The 19,100-nt window shown below is 40.2% G+C and carries 16 protein-coding genes and 2 pseudogenes; 8 read left to right on the forward strand and 10 right to left on the reverse strand.

What is annotated here, in order from left to right; all coding sequences use genetic code 11:
* Positions 1 to 35: 35 nt before the first annotated feature.
* Positions 36 to 650, forward strand: a complete 615-nt coding sequence (locus tag F927_RS04255) for a carbonic anhydrase (protein ID WP_005081763.1) — start codon at positions 36 to 38, stop codon at positions 648 to 650.
* 84 nt (positions 651 to 734) lie between these two features.
* Positions 735 to 1,172, forward strand: coding sequence for an aminoglycoside N-acetyltransferase AAC(6')-Ig (locus F927_RS04260; RefSeq protein WP_005081764.1), 438 nt, complete (start codon positions 735 to 737; stop codon positions 1,170 to 1,172).
* 21 nt (positions 1,173 to 1,193) lie between these two features.
* On the opposite strand, the gene F927_RS04265 is transcribed toward F927_RS04260, so the two are convergent.
* The gene (locus F927_RS04265) at positions 1,194 to 1,823 is read right to left on the reverse strand and encodes an arylesterase (RefSeq protein WP_026057271.1); all 630 of its coding nucleotides are present in this window, start codon (positions 1,821 to 1,823) and stop codon (positions 1,194 to 1,196) included.
* Between the two features lie 37 nt (positions 1,824 to 1,860).
* On the opposite strand from F927_RS04265, the gene F927_RS04270 reads away from it, so the two are divergent.
* From F927_RS04270 to F927_RS04275, 3 genes and pseudogenes are all read left to right on the forward strand, one after another.
* Positions 1,861 to 2,565, forward strand: coding sequence for an ABC transporter ATP-binding protein (locus F927_RS04270; protein ID WP_004638327.1), 705 nt, complete (start codon positions 1,861 to 1,863; stop codon positions 2,563 to 2,565).
* A pseudogene (locus F927_RS17435) lies at positions 2,562 to 3,195 on the forward strand (ABC transporter permease); the annotation flags it as partial. The gene F927_RS04270 and the pseudogene F927_RS17435, both read left to right, overlap by 4 nt.
* Before the next feature lie 77 nt (positions 3,196 to 3,272).
* Positions 3,273 to 5,048: pseudogene (locus tag F927_RS04275) on the forward strand (ABC transporter permease); the annotation flags it as partial.
* Positions 5,049 to 5,128: 80 nt separating this feature from the next.
* Here F927_RS04275 and F927_RS04280 read toward each other — a convergent pair.
* Complete coding sequence (locus tag F927_RS04280; protein ID WP_005081774.1) at positions 5,129 to 5,557, reverse strand: VOC family protein; 429 nt, start codon at positions 5,555 to 5,557, stop codon at positions 5,129 to 5,131.
* 261 nt (positions 5,558 to 5,818) lie between these two features.
* Positions 5,819 to 6,622 (reverse strand): rhomboid family intramembrane serine protease, encoded by an 804-nt coding sequence (locus tag F927_RS04285; RefSeq protein ID WP_005081776.1) that lies wholly within the window; start codon positions 6,620 to 6,622, stop codon positions 5,819 to 5,821.
* Positions 6,623 to 6,720: 98 nt separating this feature from the next.
* Here F927_RS04285 and mtgA point away from each other — a divergent pair, with 98 nt between their 5' ends.
* Both mtgA and ppk1 read left to right on the forward strand, forming a co-directional pair.
* A complete protein-coding gene (gene mtgA, locus F927_RS04290) occupies positions 6,721 to 7,392 on the forward strand; it encodes a monofunctional biosynthetic peptidoglycan transglycosylase (protein ID WP_004638331.1) in 672 nt (223 codons plus the stop codon).
* Positions 7,393 to 7,547: 155 nt separating this feature from the next.
* Complete coding sequence (gene ppk1, locus F927_RS04295; RefSeq protein WP_005081780.1) at positions 7,548 to 9,626, forward strand: polyphosphate kinase 1; 2,079 nt, start codon at positions 7,548 to 7,550, stop codon at positions 9,624 to 9,626.
* A gap of 47 nt (positions 9,627 to 9,673) precedes the next feature.
* Here ppk1 and F927_RS04300 read toward each other — a convergent pair whose 3' ends face one another.
* From F927_RS04300 to F927_RS04315, 5 genes are all read right to left on the reverse strand, one after another.
* Positions 9,674 to 10,717 (reverse strand): NAD(P)H-dependent flavin oxidoreductase, encoded by a 1,044-nt coding sequence (locus tag F927_RS04300; protein ID WP_005081782.1) that lies wholly within the window; start codon positions 10,715 to 10,717, stop codon positions 9,674 to 9,676.
* Between the two features lie 276 nt (positions 10,718 to 10,993).
* Positions 10,994 to 11,998 (reverse strand): cytochrome d ubiquinol oxidase subunit II, encoded by a 1,005-nt coding sequence (gene cydB, locus F927_RS04305; protein ID WP_005081788.1) that lies wholly within the window; start codon positions 11,996 to 11,998, stop codon positions 10,994 to 10,996.
* 1 nt (position 11,999) lies between these two features.
* Positions 12,000 to 13,433, reverse strand: a complete 1,434-nt coding sequence (locus F927_RS04310) for a cytochrome ubiquinol oxidase subunit I (RefSeq protein WP_005081790.1) — start codon at positions 13,431 to 13,433, stop codon at positions 12,000 to 12,002.
* A 153-nt stretch (positions 13,434 to 13,586) separates the two neighbouring features.
* On the reverse strand, positions 13,587 to 14,045 hold the full coding sequence (locus F927_RS17170) for a DUF2946 domain-containing protein (protein WP_035369668.1): 459 nt from the start codon (positions 14,043 to 14,045) through the stop codon (positions 13,587 to 13,589).
* Positions 14,046 to 14,251: 206 nt separating this feature from the next.
* A complete protein-coding gene (locus tag F927_RS04315; protein ID WP_004638338.1) occupies positions 14,252 to 14,953 on the reverse strand; it encodes a VIT1/CCC1 transporter family protein in 702 nt (233 codons plus the stop codon).
* A 220-nt stretch (positions 14,954 to 15,173) separates the two neighbouring features.
* On the opposite strand from F927_RS04315, the gene F927_RS04320 reads away from it, so the two are divergent.
* A complete protein-coding gene (locus F927_RS04320; protein WP_005081794.1) occupies positions 15,174 to 16,388 on the forward strand; it encodes a tetratricopeptide repeat protein in 1,215 nt (404 codons plus the stop codon).
* Positions 16,389 to 16,423: 35 nt separating this feature from the next.
* Here the strand turns inward: F927_RS04320 and F927_RS04325 are convergent, their stop codons facing one another.
* Both F927_RS04325 and F927_RS04330 read right to left on the reverse strand, forming a co-directional pair.
* Entirely contained in the window at positions 16,424 to 17,305 is an 882-nt protein-coding gene (locus tag F927_RS04325; protein WP_171057135.1) for an alpha-amylase family protein, read from the reverse strand.
* On the reverse strand, positions 17,283 to 19,067 hold the full coding sequence (locus tag F927_RS04330; protein WP_005081799.1) for a hypothetical protein: 1,785 nt from the start codon (positions 19,065 to 19,067) through the stop codon (positions 17,283 to 17,285). Before F927_RS04330 ends, F927_RS04325 begins: the two co-directional genes overlap by 23 nt.
* Between the last annotated feature and the right edge of the window lie 33 nt (positions 19,068 to 19,100).

Here is a 19,100-nt window from a genome sequence, read left to right on the forward strand (position 1 = left end):
CCTATTTCTCATGTTTACCATAGATGGATATCCACATGCTCACTGCCAAAGAAACTCTAGAACGTTTAAAAGCTGGTAATGCTCGTTTTGTGAAAGGGGAAGCAACCCAACAAAAATTGCTCACTCATCAAGAGCGTGCCGAGATGGCAAGTGAACAAAATCCTTTTGCGATTATTTTGGGTTGTTCAGATTCACGCGTGCCTGCTGAAATGGTGTTTGACCAAGGCTTAGGTGATTTATTTGTGATACGTGTTGCGGGTAATATTGTTGCACCGTCGCAAGTCGGCAGTGTTGAGTTTGCCGCTGAACGATATGATTGCGCCGTGGTTGTGGTTTTGGGGCATAGCCATTGTGGTGCAATCCAAGCAACTATTGATACTCTAAAGAATCCAGATCAACCGCCATCATCAAACCTGATGTCAATTGTGAATCGTGTGCGTCCTTCGGTAGAAATTTTGATGCAAACTGAGTTAAAGGACGATTTGAAAAAACTGTGTGCTCATGCTGTTCGTTCAAATGTTTTCGCGTCTGTAAACCAGTTACGACATGGTTCTGCTGTATTAGAGAGCCTAATTGAAAAAGGTAAAATGATTGTTGTGGGTGCTGAATACTCACTAGAAACAGGTGAAGTCACATTCTTTGATTTTTAAATCATATCCATGGCTAACTTTTTAAGTTAGCCATATTTCAGCTGTTATTTTCAGGATGTTGATGAGCATAGTGGTGGTTATCTCATGAATATTAAACCTGCATCAGAAGCTTCACTCAAAGATTGGTTAGAATTAAGAAATAAATTGTGGAGTGATTCGGAAGCTTCTCATTTACAAGAGATGCATCAATTATTAGCCGAAAAATATGCCCTACAATTATTGGCCTATTCCGATCACCAAGCTATTGCGATGTTAGAAGCCTCAATTCGGTTTGAATATGTGAATGGGACTGAGACTTCTCCTGTGGGTTTTTTGGAAGGTATTTACGTACTTCCGGCACATCGTCGCTCGGGCGTTGCAACGATGCTTATTCGACAGGCCGAAGTGTGGGCAAAACAATTTTCTTGCACTGAATTTGCATCTGATGCTGCATTGGACAATGTAATTAGTCATGCTATGCATCGTTCATTAGGTTTTCAAGAAACTGAAAAAGTCGTTTATTTTAGTAAAAAAATAGATTAATCCAACTTGAGATGCAGTTATTTACAACGCCCCTCGAATATAAGGATAAGCCAAGTTAAGCATGATTGGTTGTGCTTTGGCATTTGGATGAATTTGATCGTTCTGCATCAAACTTTTATTGCCCGCTACACCTTCAAGAAAAAACGGTAGTAGTTTAATACGGTATTGTTGACTTACAACTTTATAATTATTTTCAAAAGCACGGCTATAGGCTGTACCATAATTTGGTGGTATTTTCATACCAAACAGTAAAACAGTGGCCTTTTGTTTCTGACTCAGTTGCACCAATTGAGCTAAATTTTTTTGAATCAATTGTGGTGGTTGCCCACGTAACCCATCATTTCCACCCAGCTCAATGACGACAACTTCAGGTTGATAGGTTTGCAAAAGTTTGGGTAGCCGTGCGAGCGCACCACTGGTAGTTTCTCCACTTACGCTTGCATTGACCACCTTATGCTGTTTCGGATAGTGTTGGTCTAAACGTTGTTGTAGTAAGTGAACCCAACCTTGTTTGGTTTCAATACCATAACCTGCGCTCAGACTGTCGCCCAATATTAAAATCGTCTTTGCAGAAGCCAGCGTCGGAGATAGAAAAACGCCGATAATTATCAATGGTTTCGATATCGACAAAATCACTCTAGAAATTTGCATAACCGTAATTAATTTGCTCAACAGGATACGTGACATCATGCCACAACCGATTATTTCTGCTCAAAAAGTTACACAAAATATTCAAATTAATCAGCAAAGTTTAACGATCTTAAGAGAGATTGATCTTGAGATTTATCAAGGTGAGCAAATTGCGATTACGGGGCGATCAGGTTCGGGTAAGTCCACACTGTTAGGTATTTTAGCAACACTGGATCGACCAAGTAGTGGTGAGTTATGGGTATGTGGACAAGCCGTTCATACGCTGACCGAAGAGCAACGTGCGCAGGTACGATTAGAGAATATTGGTTTTGTATTTCAGTCCTTTCAATTATTGCCCCAGTTGAGCGCTTTAGAAAATGTGATGTTGCCGTTACGTTTACAGCCAAACTTTAATTTTAAGCAAGCAGAACAAAAAGCTTTGGCATGGTTAGAGCGTGTTGGGCTCGTGCGTCAAGCTCAACAAACACCGAAAGTGTTATCGGGTGGCGAACAACAACGAGTTGCGATTGCTCGTGCTTTGATCGCAGAACCGAAGATTATTTTTGCCGATGAACCAACAGGCAATCTTGATGGTCAAACTGCGGAAGAGATTGAGCAGCTTTTGTTTGATTTGAATAAGGCGCTTGGAACGACTTTAGTTTTAGTCACACATGATCAAAATCTAGCCGCAATGTGTCAACGACATGTACGACTCGTCGATGGACAAGTTCAGGATGTGATCAAAGTTGGGGAAGGGGTATGAATTCAATTGTAAAACCCTTACTTCTACAGAGCTTTCGTACAGGTGGATTGTATCTGTTGATCATTGCTTTATCTCTCGCGATCAGCGCTACGACTGCATTAAAATTTAGCAATACACAAGTACAAAATGCAGTCACTCTACAAGCAGCAGAAATGCTTGGCGCTGATTTGGTGTTATCTGACCATGAACCTATCCAAGCTGATTGGCATCAGCAGGCTGAAAAACTAGATCTGAAGCAGTCTGCTGTAATGGTTTTTGGTTCTATGGCACATACGGATGATCAGTTTGTGATGGTGAATGTTAAAGCCGTCGATGAAAATTTTCCTTTACGAGGGAAATTAGAGATTTCACCAGTGGCACAGACGATTCAGTCGGGACAAGTGTGGTTAAGTCCTCGAGCAATGGACTTATTACAGGTAAAGATCGGGGATCAGGTTGCGATTGCAGATGGCCAGTTTAAGGTCACAGGGCAGATTGAACACGATTCGAATCAAGAACTTGGTTTTTCTGGTTTTTCACCGACTGTGATCATTCATCAAACTGATATTGCTAAAACCAATGCTGTTCAAGTGGGAAGCCGCATAGAATATCGTTTGCTTATGGCTGGAACACCGACACAGGTCAACACATTTCAACAACAGTTTGAACTGCAAAACAAGCAAGATCATCCTGAGGTTCAAACAGATGATCTTAGCATGTCGAACCAAGAGACGAGTTCTCTAAAATTGCGAGATGCGAGTCAATCCAATACACGATTGATGAAACCAATTGAAAATTTGGATACCTTCTTGCAGCTTGCCAATTTGTTGACGATTTTATTGTGCGGCATTGCCATTGCCTTAACCAGTCAACGTTATGTACAACAAAACCAAGATCATATTGCATTGTTACGTTGTATGGGTGCAAGTAAGAAACAAATCATTGTGGCTTATTGTGTGTTACTCGCAGTGGTCAGTGCCTTATCGATTATGGTCGGAAGTCTGATTGGTATCGGTTTAGGCTATGGTTTGTTGCAGTTAATGTTGCAGTTGATACCGCAATTACAATTGAGTTTTGCTATAGGTGATTTGTTTTATGCCTTACCGGTCGCTATTTTTACCAGTGTAATGGTGCTGATTGGTTTTATTTTGCCAAGTATTTGGGAATTGCTAAACACACCTCCAATTCGAGTGATTCGACAGCAAGAACGTTCGCGTAAATCTTATGTTGCAATGTTTGCAGTGGGGGTGACGAGTTTAATGGTTTTCAGTCTGGTATTGAGCGATAACCTGTCACTCAGTATGTTAGTGTTAGCTGCAATCTTGTTCTTGTGTGCTGTACTTTATGTACTGATTTGGCTGTTATTAAAAGCGATCAAACAGCTTAAACATCCAATCTCTGCCTATGTACGGATTCCTCATCAAACCGCTTTGCAAATTACAGCTTTGGCCTTGGGGTTAAGTTTAATAACAGTGCTCAGTGTTTTAAGAACCGATTTATTACAACGATGGCAACAGCAATTGCCTGAAGGTACACCCAATCAGTTTGTTTATGGTTTACCACCTTTTGATATGCCTCTGCTAAAACAGCAAATTGAACAAAATGGTTGGCAATCCACACCACTTTATCCAAATATTCGGGGACGATTGATCGCAAAAAATGGTGAGGCATTTTCTCCGGAATTGGTTGAGCAAAATAACTCATTACGCCGTGAACTCAATTTAACTCAAACGACAGATTTTCCGGATGACAATGTCATTACAAGTGGTGAGCATGTTTTTACGAAAACACATCAAGTTTCTGTCGAAGAAAAGCTAGCTGCTGAATTAGGTATCCAGATCGGCGATGAACTCAGTTTTAATTTGCCTGAAGGAACGTTGCAAGCCACAGTAATCAACCTCAGATCGGTTGAGTGGGAGAGCTTTAGCCCAAATTTCTTCTTTATTTTTTCGCCAAATAGCATGGATGAAAATGCAGGTAGTTATCTGGGGAGTTTTTACGTTCCTCCTACGGATCAAGCCAAAATGGTGTCCTTAATTCAACAGTTTTCAAATACCGTGTTTATTGATGTGGGACGTGTTTTGGATGAAGTGAAAAGACTTATGAATGTACTGGTGCAAATCGTCACAGTATTGGCAATGCTGGTTGGACTATCTGGTTTACTGGTATTGATTGCCTGTCTAAATGTATTGATGGATGAACGACGTAAAGAAGTCGCGTTAATGCGCTCATTTGGAATTGCTAAAAATAAATTGAAACGGATGCTCAGTTTAGAGATCGGTTTTATTGGTGCATTGGCTGGTGTGGTAGCCTGTCTTTTTGCTGAGGTGATTAGTGCGATTGCCAGTTATAAAATGCAAATGGCAATCCAATGGCACCCTGAGATTTGGTTAATTCTGCCGTTGAGTATGCTGTTGGTTTGTACCTTGATTGGACGTTATCGCCTAAGCTATTTATGTGATATTCCACCCTTGCAGAGCTTGAGGGAAATCAACCAATCTTAAAAATCATGTAATGATTTAGATGCAAGATATTCTGTTATTTTGCATCTAAATCCTACTATGCTTTAAAAAACTTCGTTTGATCAACAATCCGAGGGTGGCATAATTTGTGGATTCCAGACGATTTCCCAAAGATGGCCATTCGGATCAAGAAAGTATCCTGCGTAACCGCCATAAAAAGTATTCTGGGCTTGTTTCACGATGACAGCACCTGCTTTTTTCGCAGTTTCCATAATTTCATCAACTTCATTTTTATTGCTGACATTATGTCCAATCGACATGGCGGTTGAACTAATGGGTTGCTGAATTAATCCTGCATCAATCGCGAGATCTTCTTGAGCAAAGATTGCGAGTTTTAGTCCGCGTTGAAGATCAAAGAAAGCAACAGCGCCATGTTCAAACTCCTGACCTACAATACCTTCTGTTTGTAGCCCAAGACCATCACGGTAGAAAATAAGCGATTGTTCTAGATCGGTAACGCCAAGCGTTAAAATGGAAATATGTGGTTTCATCTTTGTGCCCCTCTTGATGTCATAGATGTACCTACATGAAGTGAGTACATTATTCGTCATGGGCCGTTAGTCGAATAACGGAAGAACTCGTATCAACGAGGGAATGGGCCAACCGTCCCAAACCTAATCTGTTTTTGACAAAAAAAGCATAATAAATGGATGGATTTTAGTCAATATTGAAAGGATAGTATGCGCATGAATGGATTAAATTGGGCGGTGATTTGTTTGAGATGATCGCCCAATTTAATTGTTTAAGCGATTTTAATTGAGTTTATTTTGAATCAAAATCTCATACCATAACGGATGTAGTGTTTGACCTAATGCTGTGCAGTAAACGTAAAATCCATATAGCAATAGTGTTGCAATCAGAACAGCTCCAAGTTGGAACATTATTTTTTTCCCAGTTTTTTGGCTGAGATACCATGCGGTTGCTAAAACAGCCCCCATGAGCATCCCACCGATATGGGCAGCATTATTAATCCCTGAAACTGTAAAGCCGAATATGAGGTTAATTGCCATAATCAATAGCAAAGACTTCTTATCTAAGAGGAAACGTTGTCGTGGCAACATCGGTAAGACGGAAATAATGGTAAGGGCTGCACCTAATCCCATCACTGCACCAGAAGCACCAGCACTGATTTTAGGTAAGTATTTTGGATCAAAATGCTGTAGCAATTGATAGCCATCTAGGATACTGAGATAGCTTGATAGAACACTCCCCATCAACCCAGCAAGGAAATAAAGTGCAATATAGTAGCGACGGCCAAACAGTTGCTCAGCGATACTGCCAAAAATGTATAATGCCCACATATTCAGCATGAGATGGATCATTCCGAAATGGAAAAACATGCTGCTGAAAAGCCGTTCTGGCTGACCTAAAAAGGTCAGTGGTGTGAAATCTGCACCCCAAGCAATTGCATCAACAGGGGAAGGGTCGGTAATATCGACGCCTGTGAGGATTTGCCAGCCAAATAGGCTCACGTTGATAGCAATCAAAGCTGCAGTAAACCACCAAGTATGTACGTGTAATTTTTGAGTAATTTGTGGTGGTGTTGTTTCAGTCATGTACTTAAATGAGTTGCTGCAATGAAAAATAGCTTAGCATGAATCGAAGGTTTGTAGATACGACGCAGACTTTTTGCACCTAGGAGTGATGCATTTAAATGAAAGCCTTATTCGCGCGTATAGTGATGCTGATCATCGGCGTGATCTTACTGATTCAGTTGTGGATTTTTAGTAGTCTCGTTTGGTGGCGCACTCATCCCGTCAATACCACCATGTTTATGCGTTTGGACTACTGGTCTGATCTAAAACCGATTCAACATCATTGGCGTGACTATGATGAAATTAGTGATAATTTCAAACATGCAGTTCTGGCAGGTGAGGATGCTAAATTTATTCATCATCATGGTTTCGACTGGGCTGGGATTCAGCATGCTTTAGAGCGTAATAATAAAAAAGGTGAAGTTGTGGCGGGTGGTTCGACGATTTCACAACAATTAGCGAAAAATTTATTTCTCTACAATAAACGTTCATTTGTGCGCAAAGGACAAGAAGCCATCGCGACATGGATGATGGAGCGTATGTGGTCAAAACGTAGAATTTTAGAAGTGTATATGAACTCTGTTGAGTTCGGACAAAATATTTACGGTGTAGAAGCTGCTGCGCAATTTTATTATGGCAAAAGTGCGAAAAGCTTAACGCGCGAACAGGCCGCCTTTCTCGCTGCATTGCTACCAAACCCTAAATATTATCAAAACAACCGTAATGATCGAAAGTTGCAATACCGTAAGCGTGTTATTTTGAAATATATGAACGGGACGCAAAAACCTTAAATGTTCATTTGGTAGTTGATGAATAAGAACTCCGCAGATTGGAATTATTTTATAAAAGAAAAGCTCAATATTTTTGGGCTTTTTTACCAAATTGACATAATTTTGCAGCATACTTAAATCATCACTTGATAAATGATAATGCGACAAGGTTCGGTATGAATACTGCAGTGACGACAACAGCGCCAATAGAATACAGTTACAACGATCGTTATATTAATCGTGAACTTTCAATTCTTGATTTCCATCTTCGTGTATTGGAACAAGCAGTTGATCCACTTCATCCCTTGTTAGAGCGGATGAACTTTTTGCTGATCTTTTCACGTAACCTCGATGAGTTTTTTGAAATTCGTGTCGCAGGGGTTATGGAGCAACTAACATTAGGTAATGAAAGCCGTACTCCTGATGGCTTAACCCCAAAGCAAGTGTTGGAACAAATTTCCAAAACAGCACATGCTGCGATCGAGCGCCAGTATCGTATTCTTAACCAAGAAATTTTGCCGAAGTTACGCGAAGAAGATATTTGCTTTTTACGTCGTGGTGAATTAACACCAGCCCAATCGGCATGGATTAAGAAATATTTCCAAGAACAAGTTGCACCTGTACTGACACCTATTAGCCTTGATCCTGCTCATCCATTTCCACGCTTAGTGAATAAAAGTTTAAACTTTATCGTGACTTTAGAAGGTAAGGATGCGTTTGGTCGTCAAATTGATCTAGCGGTTGTGCCTGCTCCACGTTCATTACCTCGTGTTGTTCGATTACCTGATGAATTAACAGATGGTAAGGAACATCATGTGATGTTATCTGCCATCATCCATGAGCACGTATCAGATTTGTTCCCTGGCATGACTGCGACAGGATGTTATCAGTTCCGCGTCACGCGAAATGCTGACTTGGCACTGAATGAGGACGTTGAAGATTTAGCGAAAGCTTTGAAAGGTGAGTTGAGTTCACGTCGTTTTGGTCGAGCGGTGCGTTTAGAAGTCACACATAACTGTCCACAGCATATCTATAAATATTTGTTAGATGAATTTGATCTAAATGAAGAGCAGCTTTACCGTGTGGATGGACCGGTAAATTTAGCGCGTCTACTTTCTAATTTTAAACGTCCTCATCTACGTTATGACTCACATACGCCTATCTTGCCTAGAGCGTTTAAAAAGTCTGAGAATATTTTTGCGGCGATGCAAAAGCAGGACATTCTCCTACACCATCCTTTTGAGTCATTTGCACCAGTGATTCAATTATTACGCGAAGCGGCACGTGATCCTCAAGTTTTGGCGATCAAACAAACCCTTTATCGTAGTGGCGCTGACTCAGAAATCGTGCAAGTGCTTGCTGAAGCGGCACGCAATGGTAAAGAAGTGACGGCTGTGATTGAGCTTCGTGCACGATTTGATGAAGAGTCAAATATCGAAGTGGCAAACGTTTTACAAGAAGCGGGGGCGGTAGTTGTATACGGTATCGTTGGTTATAAGACTCACGCCAAAATGATTCTGGTTGTGCGCCGTGAAAATAATAAACTGATTCGTTATGTTCATTTAGGTACGGGTAATTACCATGCAGGCAATGCACGTATTTATACTGATTATGGTTTGATGACCACTGACAAAGATATTTGTGAAGATGTGCATCGGATTTTCCAAGAGCTCACTGGAATGGGCAAAATGGCAAAACCGAAAAAGCTTTTGCATGCACCATTTACTTTGCACGCGCAGTTGATCAACTTTATTGATGATGAAATTGCAAATGTAAAAGCGGGAAAAGCGGCCCAAATTATCATTAAAGTAAATGCATTGACGGAAGTACAGTTGATCAACAAACTGTATGAAGCTTCTCAGGCGGGTGTACAAATTGATTTAATTATTCGTTCTATCTGCTGCTTACGTCCAGGTTTACCAAATCTGTCAGAAAACATTCGTGTGCGTTCGATCGTCGGTCGTTTCTTAGAACATACTCGTGTTTATTATTTCAGCAATAATGGCAATCCGGGTATTTATTGCTCAAGCGCAGACTGGATGGATCGTAATCTGTTTAATCGTGTTGAAGCTTGCTTCCCGATTGAAGATCCTGCGTTGAAAAAGTCGATTTATCAACTGGGTCTGTTAAATTATCTTAAAGACAATCAACAAGCATGGTTGCTACAAGGTGATGGTGTTTGGGTACGTGCCCAGCTTGCTGAAGGAGAAACTCCTCATAATGCACAGCAGAAGTTATTAGAAGCGATTAAATGATTGAGTTAAAAAAATCGGCCTAATTAGGTCGATTTTTTTTCGAAAATTTAGCGTGTAGTCATTTCTACAATCAGTTGATTGACTAAATCGGCTGCTTCTAATTCGCGAATCTGTGACACATTACTGCCTGCCCAAAATGCACCATAACTATAATCTTGATGCTGACTTGCGATGCTCATTAATTGTTTCGCCAAATCATAAGTATATGGATAAGCAGGGACCGTTGGTCGATTCGGTGCATCGATTTGCGTATGCCATGTGCCCAATAAACCACGTGCTGGGCGACCAGATAAACTTGCACTTATTTGTGTAATACTTTGGCTAAACAGCGCTTTACGGTAGGCAGCATTGGCACTTGAACTTTTACATTGTACAAATGCTGTCCCCAGTTGTACTGCACTTGCGCCATGTTTTAACATATTTTTTGCCTGATCACCATTCATGATGCCGCCAGCAGCAATGATTGGTCGTGAACAGTGTTGAGTGAGTAATTCGACCAAATCACTGGTTTTGATTGCCGCATCAAAATGTTGATTAAAAATACCACGATGTCCACCAGCTTCAATGCCTTGCGCAATGATTAAATCAATACCAGCAGCTTCTATGGCTTGGGCTTCTATCAAATTTGTTGCAGACACCATCGTAATAATACCTGCATTTTTGAGCGCTTTAATTTTATGAGCATGAGGAATCCCAAAATGAAAACTGACAGCTTTAGGTTTGGTCTCTAATACCACATTTAAAAAATCGTCATTTTCTAGAAAGCTGGGGTAAATACACTTGAGTTCAGTTGGTGGCTGAGCATCAAATTTTTTGAATGCTGGGGTTAAATATTCAATCCACTGTTGTTCATGTTGTGGATTTAATGGTTCTGGTTGATGACAAAAGAAATTGACCTGAAATGGATGGTCACTGAGCTGTTGAGTTTTTAAGATGAGTTCTTTTGCTGATTCTGGTGTATTGGCACCAAGACCCAAAGAACCGAGTGCACCTTGATTGGAAACTTCAGCTGCAAGTTCAGGAGTAGACACACCTGCCATAGGTGCTAGAAAAATAGGATGTTTTATTTCTAGTAATTCTAAAATTGACATGTATTAGTACCTCATCTCTTTTCATCCAACATAGCTTAGATTTAAAAAAAATAGCAAATAATAGTGGTTATTTACTTGAGGAATGAACTATTAAGGAATGATGTAAAAAGGTGTTTGACTCATGACTAGTCAAACACCCAAAAGAGCTTAGAGGTTATTGATAAGCCAACATGAGCAAAGCCTTAAAGAGACCTGCGATAATTGCCAAACCTAAAAAACCAACTAACCATAATCCGATAAACCATTTGATTTGTGATTTTTTCATTGGATTTCACCTCAATGATAGCCTTCGTCACCGATACGTACTTTATCTCTAAAGATCCAGTATCCCCAGAAGGTGTAGACCAAAATGATTGGGATCATGATTGCAGCACCGACTAAAGCAAAGATTTGGCTTTCTTTTGGCGCAGCGGCATCCCAAATCGTGACAGATGGTGGAATAATGTATGGCCATAAGCTAATGACAAAGCCAGAGTAGGCAAGAAACATCAGCATTAAAGTATAAATAAAAGGTTTATATTCACTTCTATTTACACAAGCGCGCCATGCCAAATAGCTAAAAATCAATACTAAAATTGGAACAGGGCTAAAGTAGATTAGTTGTGGCACAGTAAACCATTTCTCTGCAATGGCAGGTTGACTATATGGGGTATACAAGCTCACTGCAATGAAAATTGCCAATAGTGTGAAGATCAGTTTTGGCATCAGATCATACATTCTGTTTTGTAGTGCTTGGTCAGTTTTTAGAATTAACCAGCCACATCCCAACGCTGCATACATCACGACCACACCTAGACCAGTAAATAGAGCAAAAGGTGTCAACCAGTCCAAACTTCCCCCAACATAGATACCATTTTCAGTTTTTAAACCTTGAATATAGGCACCTAAAATCACGCCTTGCAGGAAGCTGGCAAGTGTTGACCCCCAAATAAAAGCCATATCCCAAAGTGCTTTGGAGCGATTCGCTTTAAAGCGGAACTCAAAAGCAACACCCCTAAAAATGAGGGCAATCACCATTAGGGTAATCGGCATATAGAGAGCAGATAATACGGTTGCGTAGACGATTGGGAAGGCAGCAAACAAACCAGCGCCGCCAAGCACCATCCATGTTTCATTGCCATCCCATACGGGTGCAACGGTATTCATCATCACATCACGCTCTTGCTGACCTTTGATGAAGGGAAATAGAATCCCGATGCCGAGATCAAAACCATCAAGTACGACATAAATTAATACGCCTAAGGCAATAATCATTGCCCAAATAAGAGGAATATCGAACATGTTATTCTCCTTTCTTCTGGTCGTTGTTATCGAGGCTTTCATCAACAGCACTCAGCGGACGCATTGGCGTTTTAAAATGACCAACGCCGCCAGAATCTTGGACTGGGGTATGAATGAATTGCGGACCTTTGTACATGAGCTTGAGAATGTAATAAATCCCAGTACCAAATACGATGGTGTATACCACCACGAAGATGATTAGGGTAAGGCCAACTTGACTTGCAGAAACACTTGATAATGCATCTTCTGTGCGTAATACACCATAGACCACCCAAGGTTGACGACCTAATTCAGTTGTAAACCAACCTGCGAGTAAGGCGATATAACCTGTCGGTCCCATGATAAGGGCAAATTTATGGAACCATTTTTTCTCATAAATTTGATCTTTCTTGCGGAGGATTAACCCGATCACGGCAAGTAAAACCATGAGTGTGCCTAGACCCACCATGATGCGAAAACTCCAAAATACCAGCGTTGAATTTGGACGATCTTTGGGTGCAAACTCTTTCAATCCTTTAACTTCGCCATCAAGACTATGGGTAAGGATCAAGCTTCCAAGATATGGAATACCTACTGCATATTTGGTGGTTTCAGCTTGCATATCGGGAATACCAAATAGATAAAGCGGCATAGGTTCGTTAACATTGGTTTCCCAATGTCCTTCCATTGCGGCTAGTTTGGCAGGCTGATATTTTAAAGTGTTCAAACCGTGATGATCGCCTATGATGACTTGGGCTGGTGCAGCGAATAAGATCATCCACATTGCCATGGAAAATGATTTCTTAACCAATGCGTCTCGACGACCACGTAATAAATGCCATGCTGCTGTTGCGGCAACGACTAAAGCAGAAACTAAAAATGCAGCGACAGCCATGTGTGCAAAGCGATAAGGGAATGACGGATTAAATACGATGGCAAACCAGTCTTTAGGGACAATAATGCCATTTTCTATTGCAAAGCCTTGAGGAGTCTGCATCCAACTATTGGATGATAAAATCCAAAACATGGAAATACAGGTACCGATTGCGACCATTAAGGTGGCAAAGAAATGGGCTCTTTCGCTTACACGCCCCCAGCCAAATAGCATGATACCTAGAAACCCAGCTTCCAAGAAAAAGGCAGACAGCACTTCATAGGTCAGCAGGGGACCAGTGACACTTCCTGCAATGCGTGAAAATTCACTCCAGTTTGTACCGAACTGATAGCTCATCACTACACCTGAAACAACCCCCATCCCGAAGGTCACAGCAAAGATTTTGAGCCAATATTTATAGAGATCTTGATAAATCGGATCATGGCTTTTTAGCCATTTCCATTCTAAAACGGCAAGAAAACATGCCAGTCCAATCGATGTCGCTGGAAAAATAATATGGAATGAAACAGTAAATGCGAATTGGATACGTGCCAATTCTAATGCGGTTAAACCTAAATCCATCACGAAGCCTCCGATACCGATCGAAACGGTTGTTGAAGAACATTGAGATACAGAGATTTATTTGCGATAAAAATCGCCAGTTTTTGCTGCCAAACAACAAAACAAGTTTGAAAAAACATGGATTACTCACTTTTCAATAAATAGTTCTAAACGCTAATTAATTGAAAAATAGAGTGGTGGAGCTCGACCTTGGGGCAGAAGGAAAAGACGTTGTAAATCAAAAAAGAAGCTAAGGAAAAGCTGTTGCAAGTGAACATAACGCACTTGTATACGGACAAAGACTTCTTGAATACCTAATGTCGGCGGTACAACCAATTGTCCATAGAAAAAACAGAATGGGCATTGATGGTTAATATCATGCTGATGGGTATGATCGATGGCATCAGATGTGACATGATCAACTGTGCTGGCATGATGATGCTCAGAATGAGATCGAGAAACGATGGATGAGTTTTGTGTACCGTGATGATGTCGAGATTGGGATGACAGATGCACAACAGTCTCACAAGCTGGAGAAATTTGAAACTTCTCTGGCAAAAGAGGCTGCAGAAAAACAGCAAGTTGTAGTGTGATGGTTGCAAAAGCAAACCATATCCCAAGTCGATGTATCAAAACCGCTCTCTACATTGGATATTTACTGACCCTGTTCATAAATTGGCTTTTGAGCTTGGTTTATGAGTGTAAGTTCTCTTTGATCATACATCCAAATGATAAAAAAAGCTTTAGACTGTGAGGAATATTTTGCTTTTATATTTTTATGTCAAATAATTAACGTTATCTAATAAGTGTTTGAACAGAAAAGTGATCTAAGTGCGTAATCAAAGTGGATGAACATTAAATAGTGAACCGATCCAACTTGAGAACAGCATGGCTAAAATCCCCCAGATGGTAATCCTTAAGCTGCTTTTCAACATCGATGTTCTTGCAACATAACCTGAAAGTGCACCTAACAATGCTAAAGACAAAATACCTGTGAACATAACGGTTTGCGAGACATAATTTTCAGCGCTGAGTAAAATAGCGAGCATCGGTAATGCTGCACCACACGAAAAGGCAGCGGCAGAAGACAGTGCAGCCTGAATAGGATTTGCAGCAGTATTTTCATGAATACCGATTTCATCTCTTGCGTGTGCAGCAAGTGCATCATGTGCAGTGAGTTGAGTTGCAACTTGTAATGCTAACTGTGTGTCTAATCCTCTAGCAATATAAATTTGGGTCAGTTCATTTAATTCAGCTTGTGGGTTTTTCTTGAGTTCTCTTGCTTCAAACTTTAAATCAGCCTTTTCAATATCCTCTTGAGATTTTACAGAAACATATTCGCCAGCAGCCATTGATGTTGCACCAGCAATTAAGCCTGCTATGCAAGTGACTAATAATGTCTGGTTATGTGCACCACTCGCTGCCATTCCCATAACTAAACTGGTGACGGAAATAATGCCATCATTTGCACCCAAGACGGCAGCTCTTAACCAACCTGATCGTTGAATCACATGAGGTTCTGTATGATGTGAAAATGACATAGTTGTGCTCTTTGATGAAAAGTTAAAAAGTGTTTGTTTTCTTATGCGGCATACTATTTTTATCTATGATTCATATGCTGAATCGATTTATAAAATAACGTATTTTAACGACATGATAACAATGATTTAGTTATAATGTGTGAATAAATTAACATTTTAAATTGATTTAAGCTGACGATTATATCCACTTATAACTGGCAATATTTACTTGAGATATGTGATGAAAAAATCAAAAAAACAATTACTCAGTCATACCTTGTTTACGTTAAGCCTTTTGTTTCCATTACAAGCGGTTATGAGTGCTGAAGCTGATTTCGTAAAAGAAGGTGATGCAGCTTATAAACCTGGCAATCCAATTTATGATCGATGGGATCAGTTTTATAAATTAGAACAACAGCAGCCAGAGCAGGCGGAAAAAATTCTGCTCGAACTTGCAGCACTTACCCCACAAGATATTAAAGTGTGGAAAAGTCTGACTTATTTACAAATTCGTTTGAATAAACAAGATCAGGCTTTACACAGCGTTCGTAAAGCATCGCAACTTGCACCTCAGGATGATCAACTTAAGCTACAAGAAGCATATTTGTTGAATCAACTGAAGAGAGATAGAGAAGCTTTACCAATATTCAAAATGCTGGCTCAGTCAAATGATGTAGAAATCGCAACTAAAGCGCAGCAAGCAGTACAGAATTTAAGTGGTGGGACAGTCAAACCTGTATTCAAAGATATTTATTTTGCACCGTCTTATGAGTCGCGTTACGACGATTTTATTTTTCCGTTAAAAATGCGTTATGGACGTAATTTGGACAATGGTCGTGCACAGGTTTATGGCTTTATGAATCTAAATCGTGATACTAAATCACGTGGTGGCGTTCGACCTGAAATCATTGATGAGAATGCGGTGACGGTTGGTGTAGGGGCAAATTATCAGCCTTGGCTAAGTATACCGGTTAGAGCCTATTTAGAATTAGGTGGTAGTTATGACTTAATTGATCGTAATCGAGATAAGTTCCGTGAGAGTGTTGTTGGCGGTGTAACAGGTTATCAAGAATGGTACGCAAATCCGAGTGTAGAAAATCGCACGGTTTGGAATGATTATTTCACCGACCTGTATGGTAACGTGGCTAGTTATTCACGTGAAGATTATAACGTCATTGCAGATTTAAGATTACGCTCAGGTTTTAATGTTTACCGAGGTGAAACGGGAACTGTACAAGCCTATGCCAAATTACATGCTTTGGCAGATTCTGAAGGTGAGAATTATAATAATTTATTTGAATACGGTGCTGGTGTTGCGTGGCAACCGTTTAATTATGTGCCTGTAAAAGTACGTGTAGAGCGTTTATATGGCCACTATTTCAAAGATGCATTGGCGAATGGACAAGATCGTTATAACAACACTCGAACGGAACTGGTATTTTATAAGAGTTTCTAAGATCTAGGCTGTCTTAGTGAAGAAACAGCCTTGTTTTATGAGCGATATTTAAGCTTATACCATAAGGCAATCATATAGACATTGATACGGCTCATATAGTGGGGGCCATCAAAGATATAAACTTTTTGTCCCTCGTACGCTTTCAATTGTTGGATAATTTCCCAAGGATATGCAGCTCGAAAGTGTCCATTTTTGGTTGCTCGAAATGCTTCTAAAACAATAGTAATTTTATCTTTACCAAATTCATGTTGCAGCTCATCTAATATGATCCTTGCTTGTTCAGGTGAACGAGTGCCAACACCAACGCCATCTTGAAAAAAAACATTGGTCTGCTCAGGCAACCAACTTTTTAACCATACATCGTAATGTGTTGGCATTTCATCTGCGCTATAAATGCTCACCCATAAAGGTTTTGGAAGTTGCGTTAAAGCTTGACCTAATATTCCTACACCTAACCAAGTTGGATCGGCCTCAACTGGAAAATAATATCCTTTGAGTGGGATCGATTGAGTATGTGCAATCAGTTGTTTAGAGTTTTGAGCAAGCAACATGACTTGAGAGCGCGCCAGCTTTTCATCATATTCGCCTGCTAAACCTAGAATAATCTCCGATGCCCACGCATTTTGGTTTAGCTGTTGAAGATTTATATTTTTATCCCACTTTACAAAGCCAGTATCATGATCAAACCAAGATTTGGATTGAACAATTGACCATTGTGGAACAAATGTAGAAACCCCGAGTAGGTTCCAGTTGCCTTTGGGTGGGGTGGTAGCTAAATCTGGTTGCCAAAAAATTCCTTCAATATGAGCAGGCTGCATTTCAGATTGAGAAAAATGTATGCAGCCGCCCAAAAAAATTATGGTTGAAAAAAAGAAAATAATAATGAGTTTGAAATTATTCTGCCTTATTTTTAGCATTCGGTTTTTTTCGCCAGTACCAAAGCAAGATTGCCAAAATCATAATAGCAGAAATGATAAGCACCAAGATAAAGAAAGATGACTGCTGAACCAGAGGTGCTTTTTGATTACCGACAATAATTTTTTGTAAAGTAAAGACTTGACCGTTCTGTGTCACCAAGATTTTACTGGCGTTATTGGGAATATTTTGTTGAATTTTCTCCCAAAACTTCGTGAAGTTTTGAGCGCCATCAATGGAGTCCGTCAAAACATCAAAACGTTGTTCATGAAAACGCACTAAAAAACCCTTAGCCGCAGCAGGTGCATAAACAGTATCTCGATGCATAGAGACTTGCTGGCGATAAATATTAGGATTGACTTGAACATTAATTAATTCGGGCTTTGCTGGGTCAAATTTGACGAAATTCAATGGCAATGGATCATTGGTCAGTAGCATTCGTTTTGCTGTTTGACTCAAAATTAGCGCAATTTCTAAACTACCAGGTTCGCCATCAATCGCAATGGTTGGATGTGTGGCAAATGCCATCGATAGTGATGCCACACCATTTTTGAGTTTATGTGGTAATTTGACCGTGGATTTCTCAGTATCAATCCATAAAGAGCCTTTTGCTGTAGGTAAACATTGTGAGTTTACGATCACAGAATTTTCGAGTTTTAAGTGAAATGATGTGCTATTTGAAATGGTTTTTGCGAAATAGTTAAATTGACGATTTACAGGGTCAGAATCTAATTCTGCAGTTTTCAGACTACCTGCCAATCCACCATCAATCCAAGTGGTGATATTAGAGCCTTCTAATAAGCCACTCTGGACGCGTAACGCAATTTGTCCTTGCAAAATATCTGTAGGTTGCCAAACAGCAGGGAAGTTGAGGAACAGGTTTCTTTCAGCTTGGTTGAGTCGAAAATCACTGATGCCTAAATCCGCCAATGTTTTAATCTGTTTGATTTTTGCCCATGTTGGTGCTGCAAGTTTATCGGGTAGAAACGTGGCAGAAGTATTGAGTTGCTCTAAGTAATTTGGATTGAGTAATCCGTTAATTGCTGAGACTAGTTTTTGAGGGTGATCATATTTAATTTGCAAAGTTGGCACATTATTTTCAGAACTAATCTGAACTAAAGTACCTTGAGATAGCGGTGTAGGCGATTTTGAAATTTCAATTAAGAAATCGGCGGCTTGGCCAGTTGGTGGATTTTGTTCATACCATTGGACAGGGGTAACAGATCCCCATGCGTTCATGAGACGACCGAGCATCGATGCTTCATTGACATTGGCAGGGTTGAATTTGAGTACGCCTACGAATGGTGTAGGTCTGACAATTTGTGGATTAAATAAGGCATCGGGCAGATCTTTTAAACGATAGACTGGTCGATGTCGTGCATAGTCAATTTTTGAGTTACTTAAATACGTGACTTGATCAATATCTTCGCTACAGAAGGTTGTACGATCAGCAGCTGGCGAGGTTCGGGGTGAATATTGCTGTAAAATAAAGTCTAAGCGATGAAAACCACTATCAGCAGCGGGAATATTAAATTCCAGTTTACCATCACCGTTTAACACAGTGTTATAAATCAACTTATCATCATATTTCACCAGTAAAGTAGTGAAATGTTCAGTCGAATAATCGCTGCTAAAACGAATACTTTGCCACTCAGAACCCTTACCTACATAGAAGTAGTGTGGCTCGATCGTGTATTTGTTTGACGTATTAATATTATCAAATTTCCATGTATTCCAAGAATCTGCTAGAGCAAATACGGGCAAAGAGAGAGTGTAAGCGTCCGCTGAATCCCATAC

It is taken from the genome of Acinetobacter haemolyticus CIP 64.3 = MTCC 9819, assembly GCF_000369065.1.
Lineage (GTDB): Bacteria > Pseudomonadota > Gammaproteobacteria > Pseudomonadales > Moraxellaceae > Acinetobacter > Acinetobacter haemolyticus.

Excerpts from the sequence above, each read along its gene's own strand:
- F927_RS04255 (WP_005081763.1), top strand. The coding sequence starts at position 36 with ATGCTCACTGCCAAAGAAACTCTAGAACGTTTAAAAGCTGGTAATGCT.
- F927_RS04260 (WP_005081764.1), top strand. The coding sequence starts at position 735 with ATGAATATTAAACCTGCATCAGAAGCTTCACTCAAAGATTGGTTAGAA.
- F927_RS04265 (WP_026057271.1), bottom strand. The coding sequence starts at position 1,823 with ATGCAAATTTCTAGAGTGATTTTGTCGATATCGAAACCATTGATAATT.
- F927_RS04270 (WP_004638327.1), top strand. The coding sequence starts at position 1,861 with ATGCCACAACCGATTATTTCTGCTCAAAAAGTTACACAAAATATTCAA.
- F927_RS04280 (WP_005081774.1), bottom strand. The coding sequence starts at position 5,557 with ATGAAACCACATATTTCCATTTTAACGCTTGGCGTTACCGATCTAGAA.
- F927_RS04285 (WP_005081776.1), bottom strand. The coding sequence starts at position 6,622 with ATGACTGAAACAACACCACCACAAATTACTCAAAAATTACACGTACAT.
- mtgA (WP_004638331.1), top strand. The coding sequence starts at position 6,721 with ATGAAAGCCTTATTCGCGCGTATAGTGATGCTGATCATCGGCGTGATC.
- ppk1 (WP_005081780.1), top strand. The coding sequence starts at position 7,548 with ATGAATACTGCAGTGACGACAACAGCGCCAATAGAATACAGTTACAAC.
- F927_RS04300 (WP_005081782.1), bottom strand. The coding sequence starts at position 10,717 with ATGTCAATTTTAGAATTACTAGAAATAAAACATCCTATTTTTCTAGCA.
- cydB (WP_005081788.1), bottom strand. The coding sequence starts at position 11,998 with ATGTTCGATATTCCTCTTATTTGGGCAATGATTATTGCCTTAGGCGTA.
- F927_RS04310 (WP_005081790.1), bottom strand. The coding sequence starts at position 13,433 with ATGGATTTAGGTTTAACCGCATTAGAATTGGCACGTATCCAATTCGCA.
- F927_RS04315 (WP_004638338.1), bottom strand. The coding sequence starts at position 14,953 with ATGTCATTTTCACATCATACAGAACCTCATGTGATTCAACGATCAGGT.
- F927_RS04320 (WP_005081794.1), top strand. The coding sequence starts at position 15,174 with ATGAAAAAATCAAAAAAACAATTACTCAGTCATACCTTGTTTACGTTA.
- F927_RS04325 (WP_171057135.1), bottom strand. The coding sequence starts at position 17,305 with ATGCTAAAAATAAGGCAGAATAATTTCAAACTCATTATTATTTTCTTT.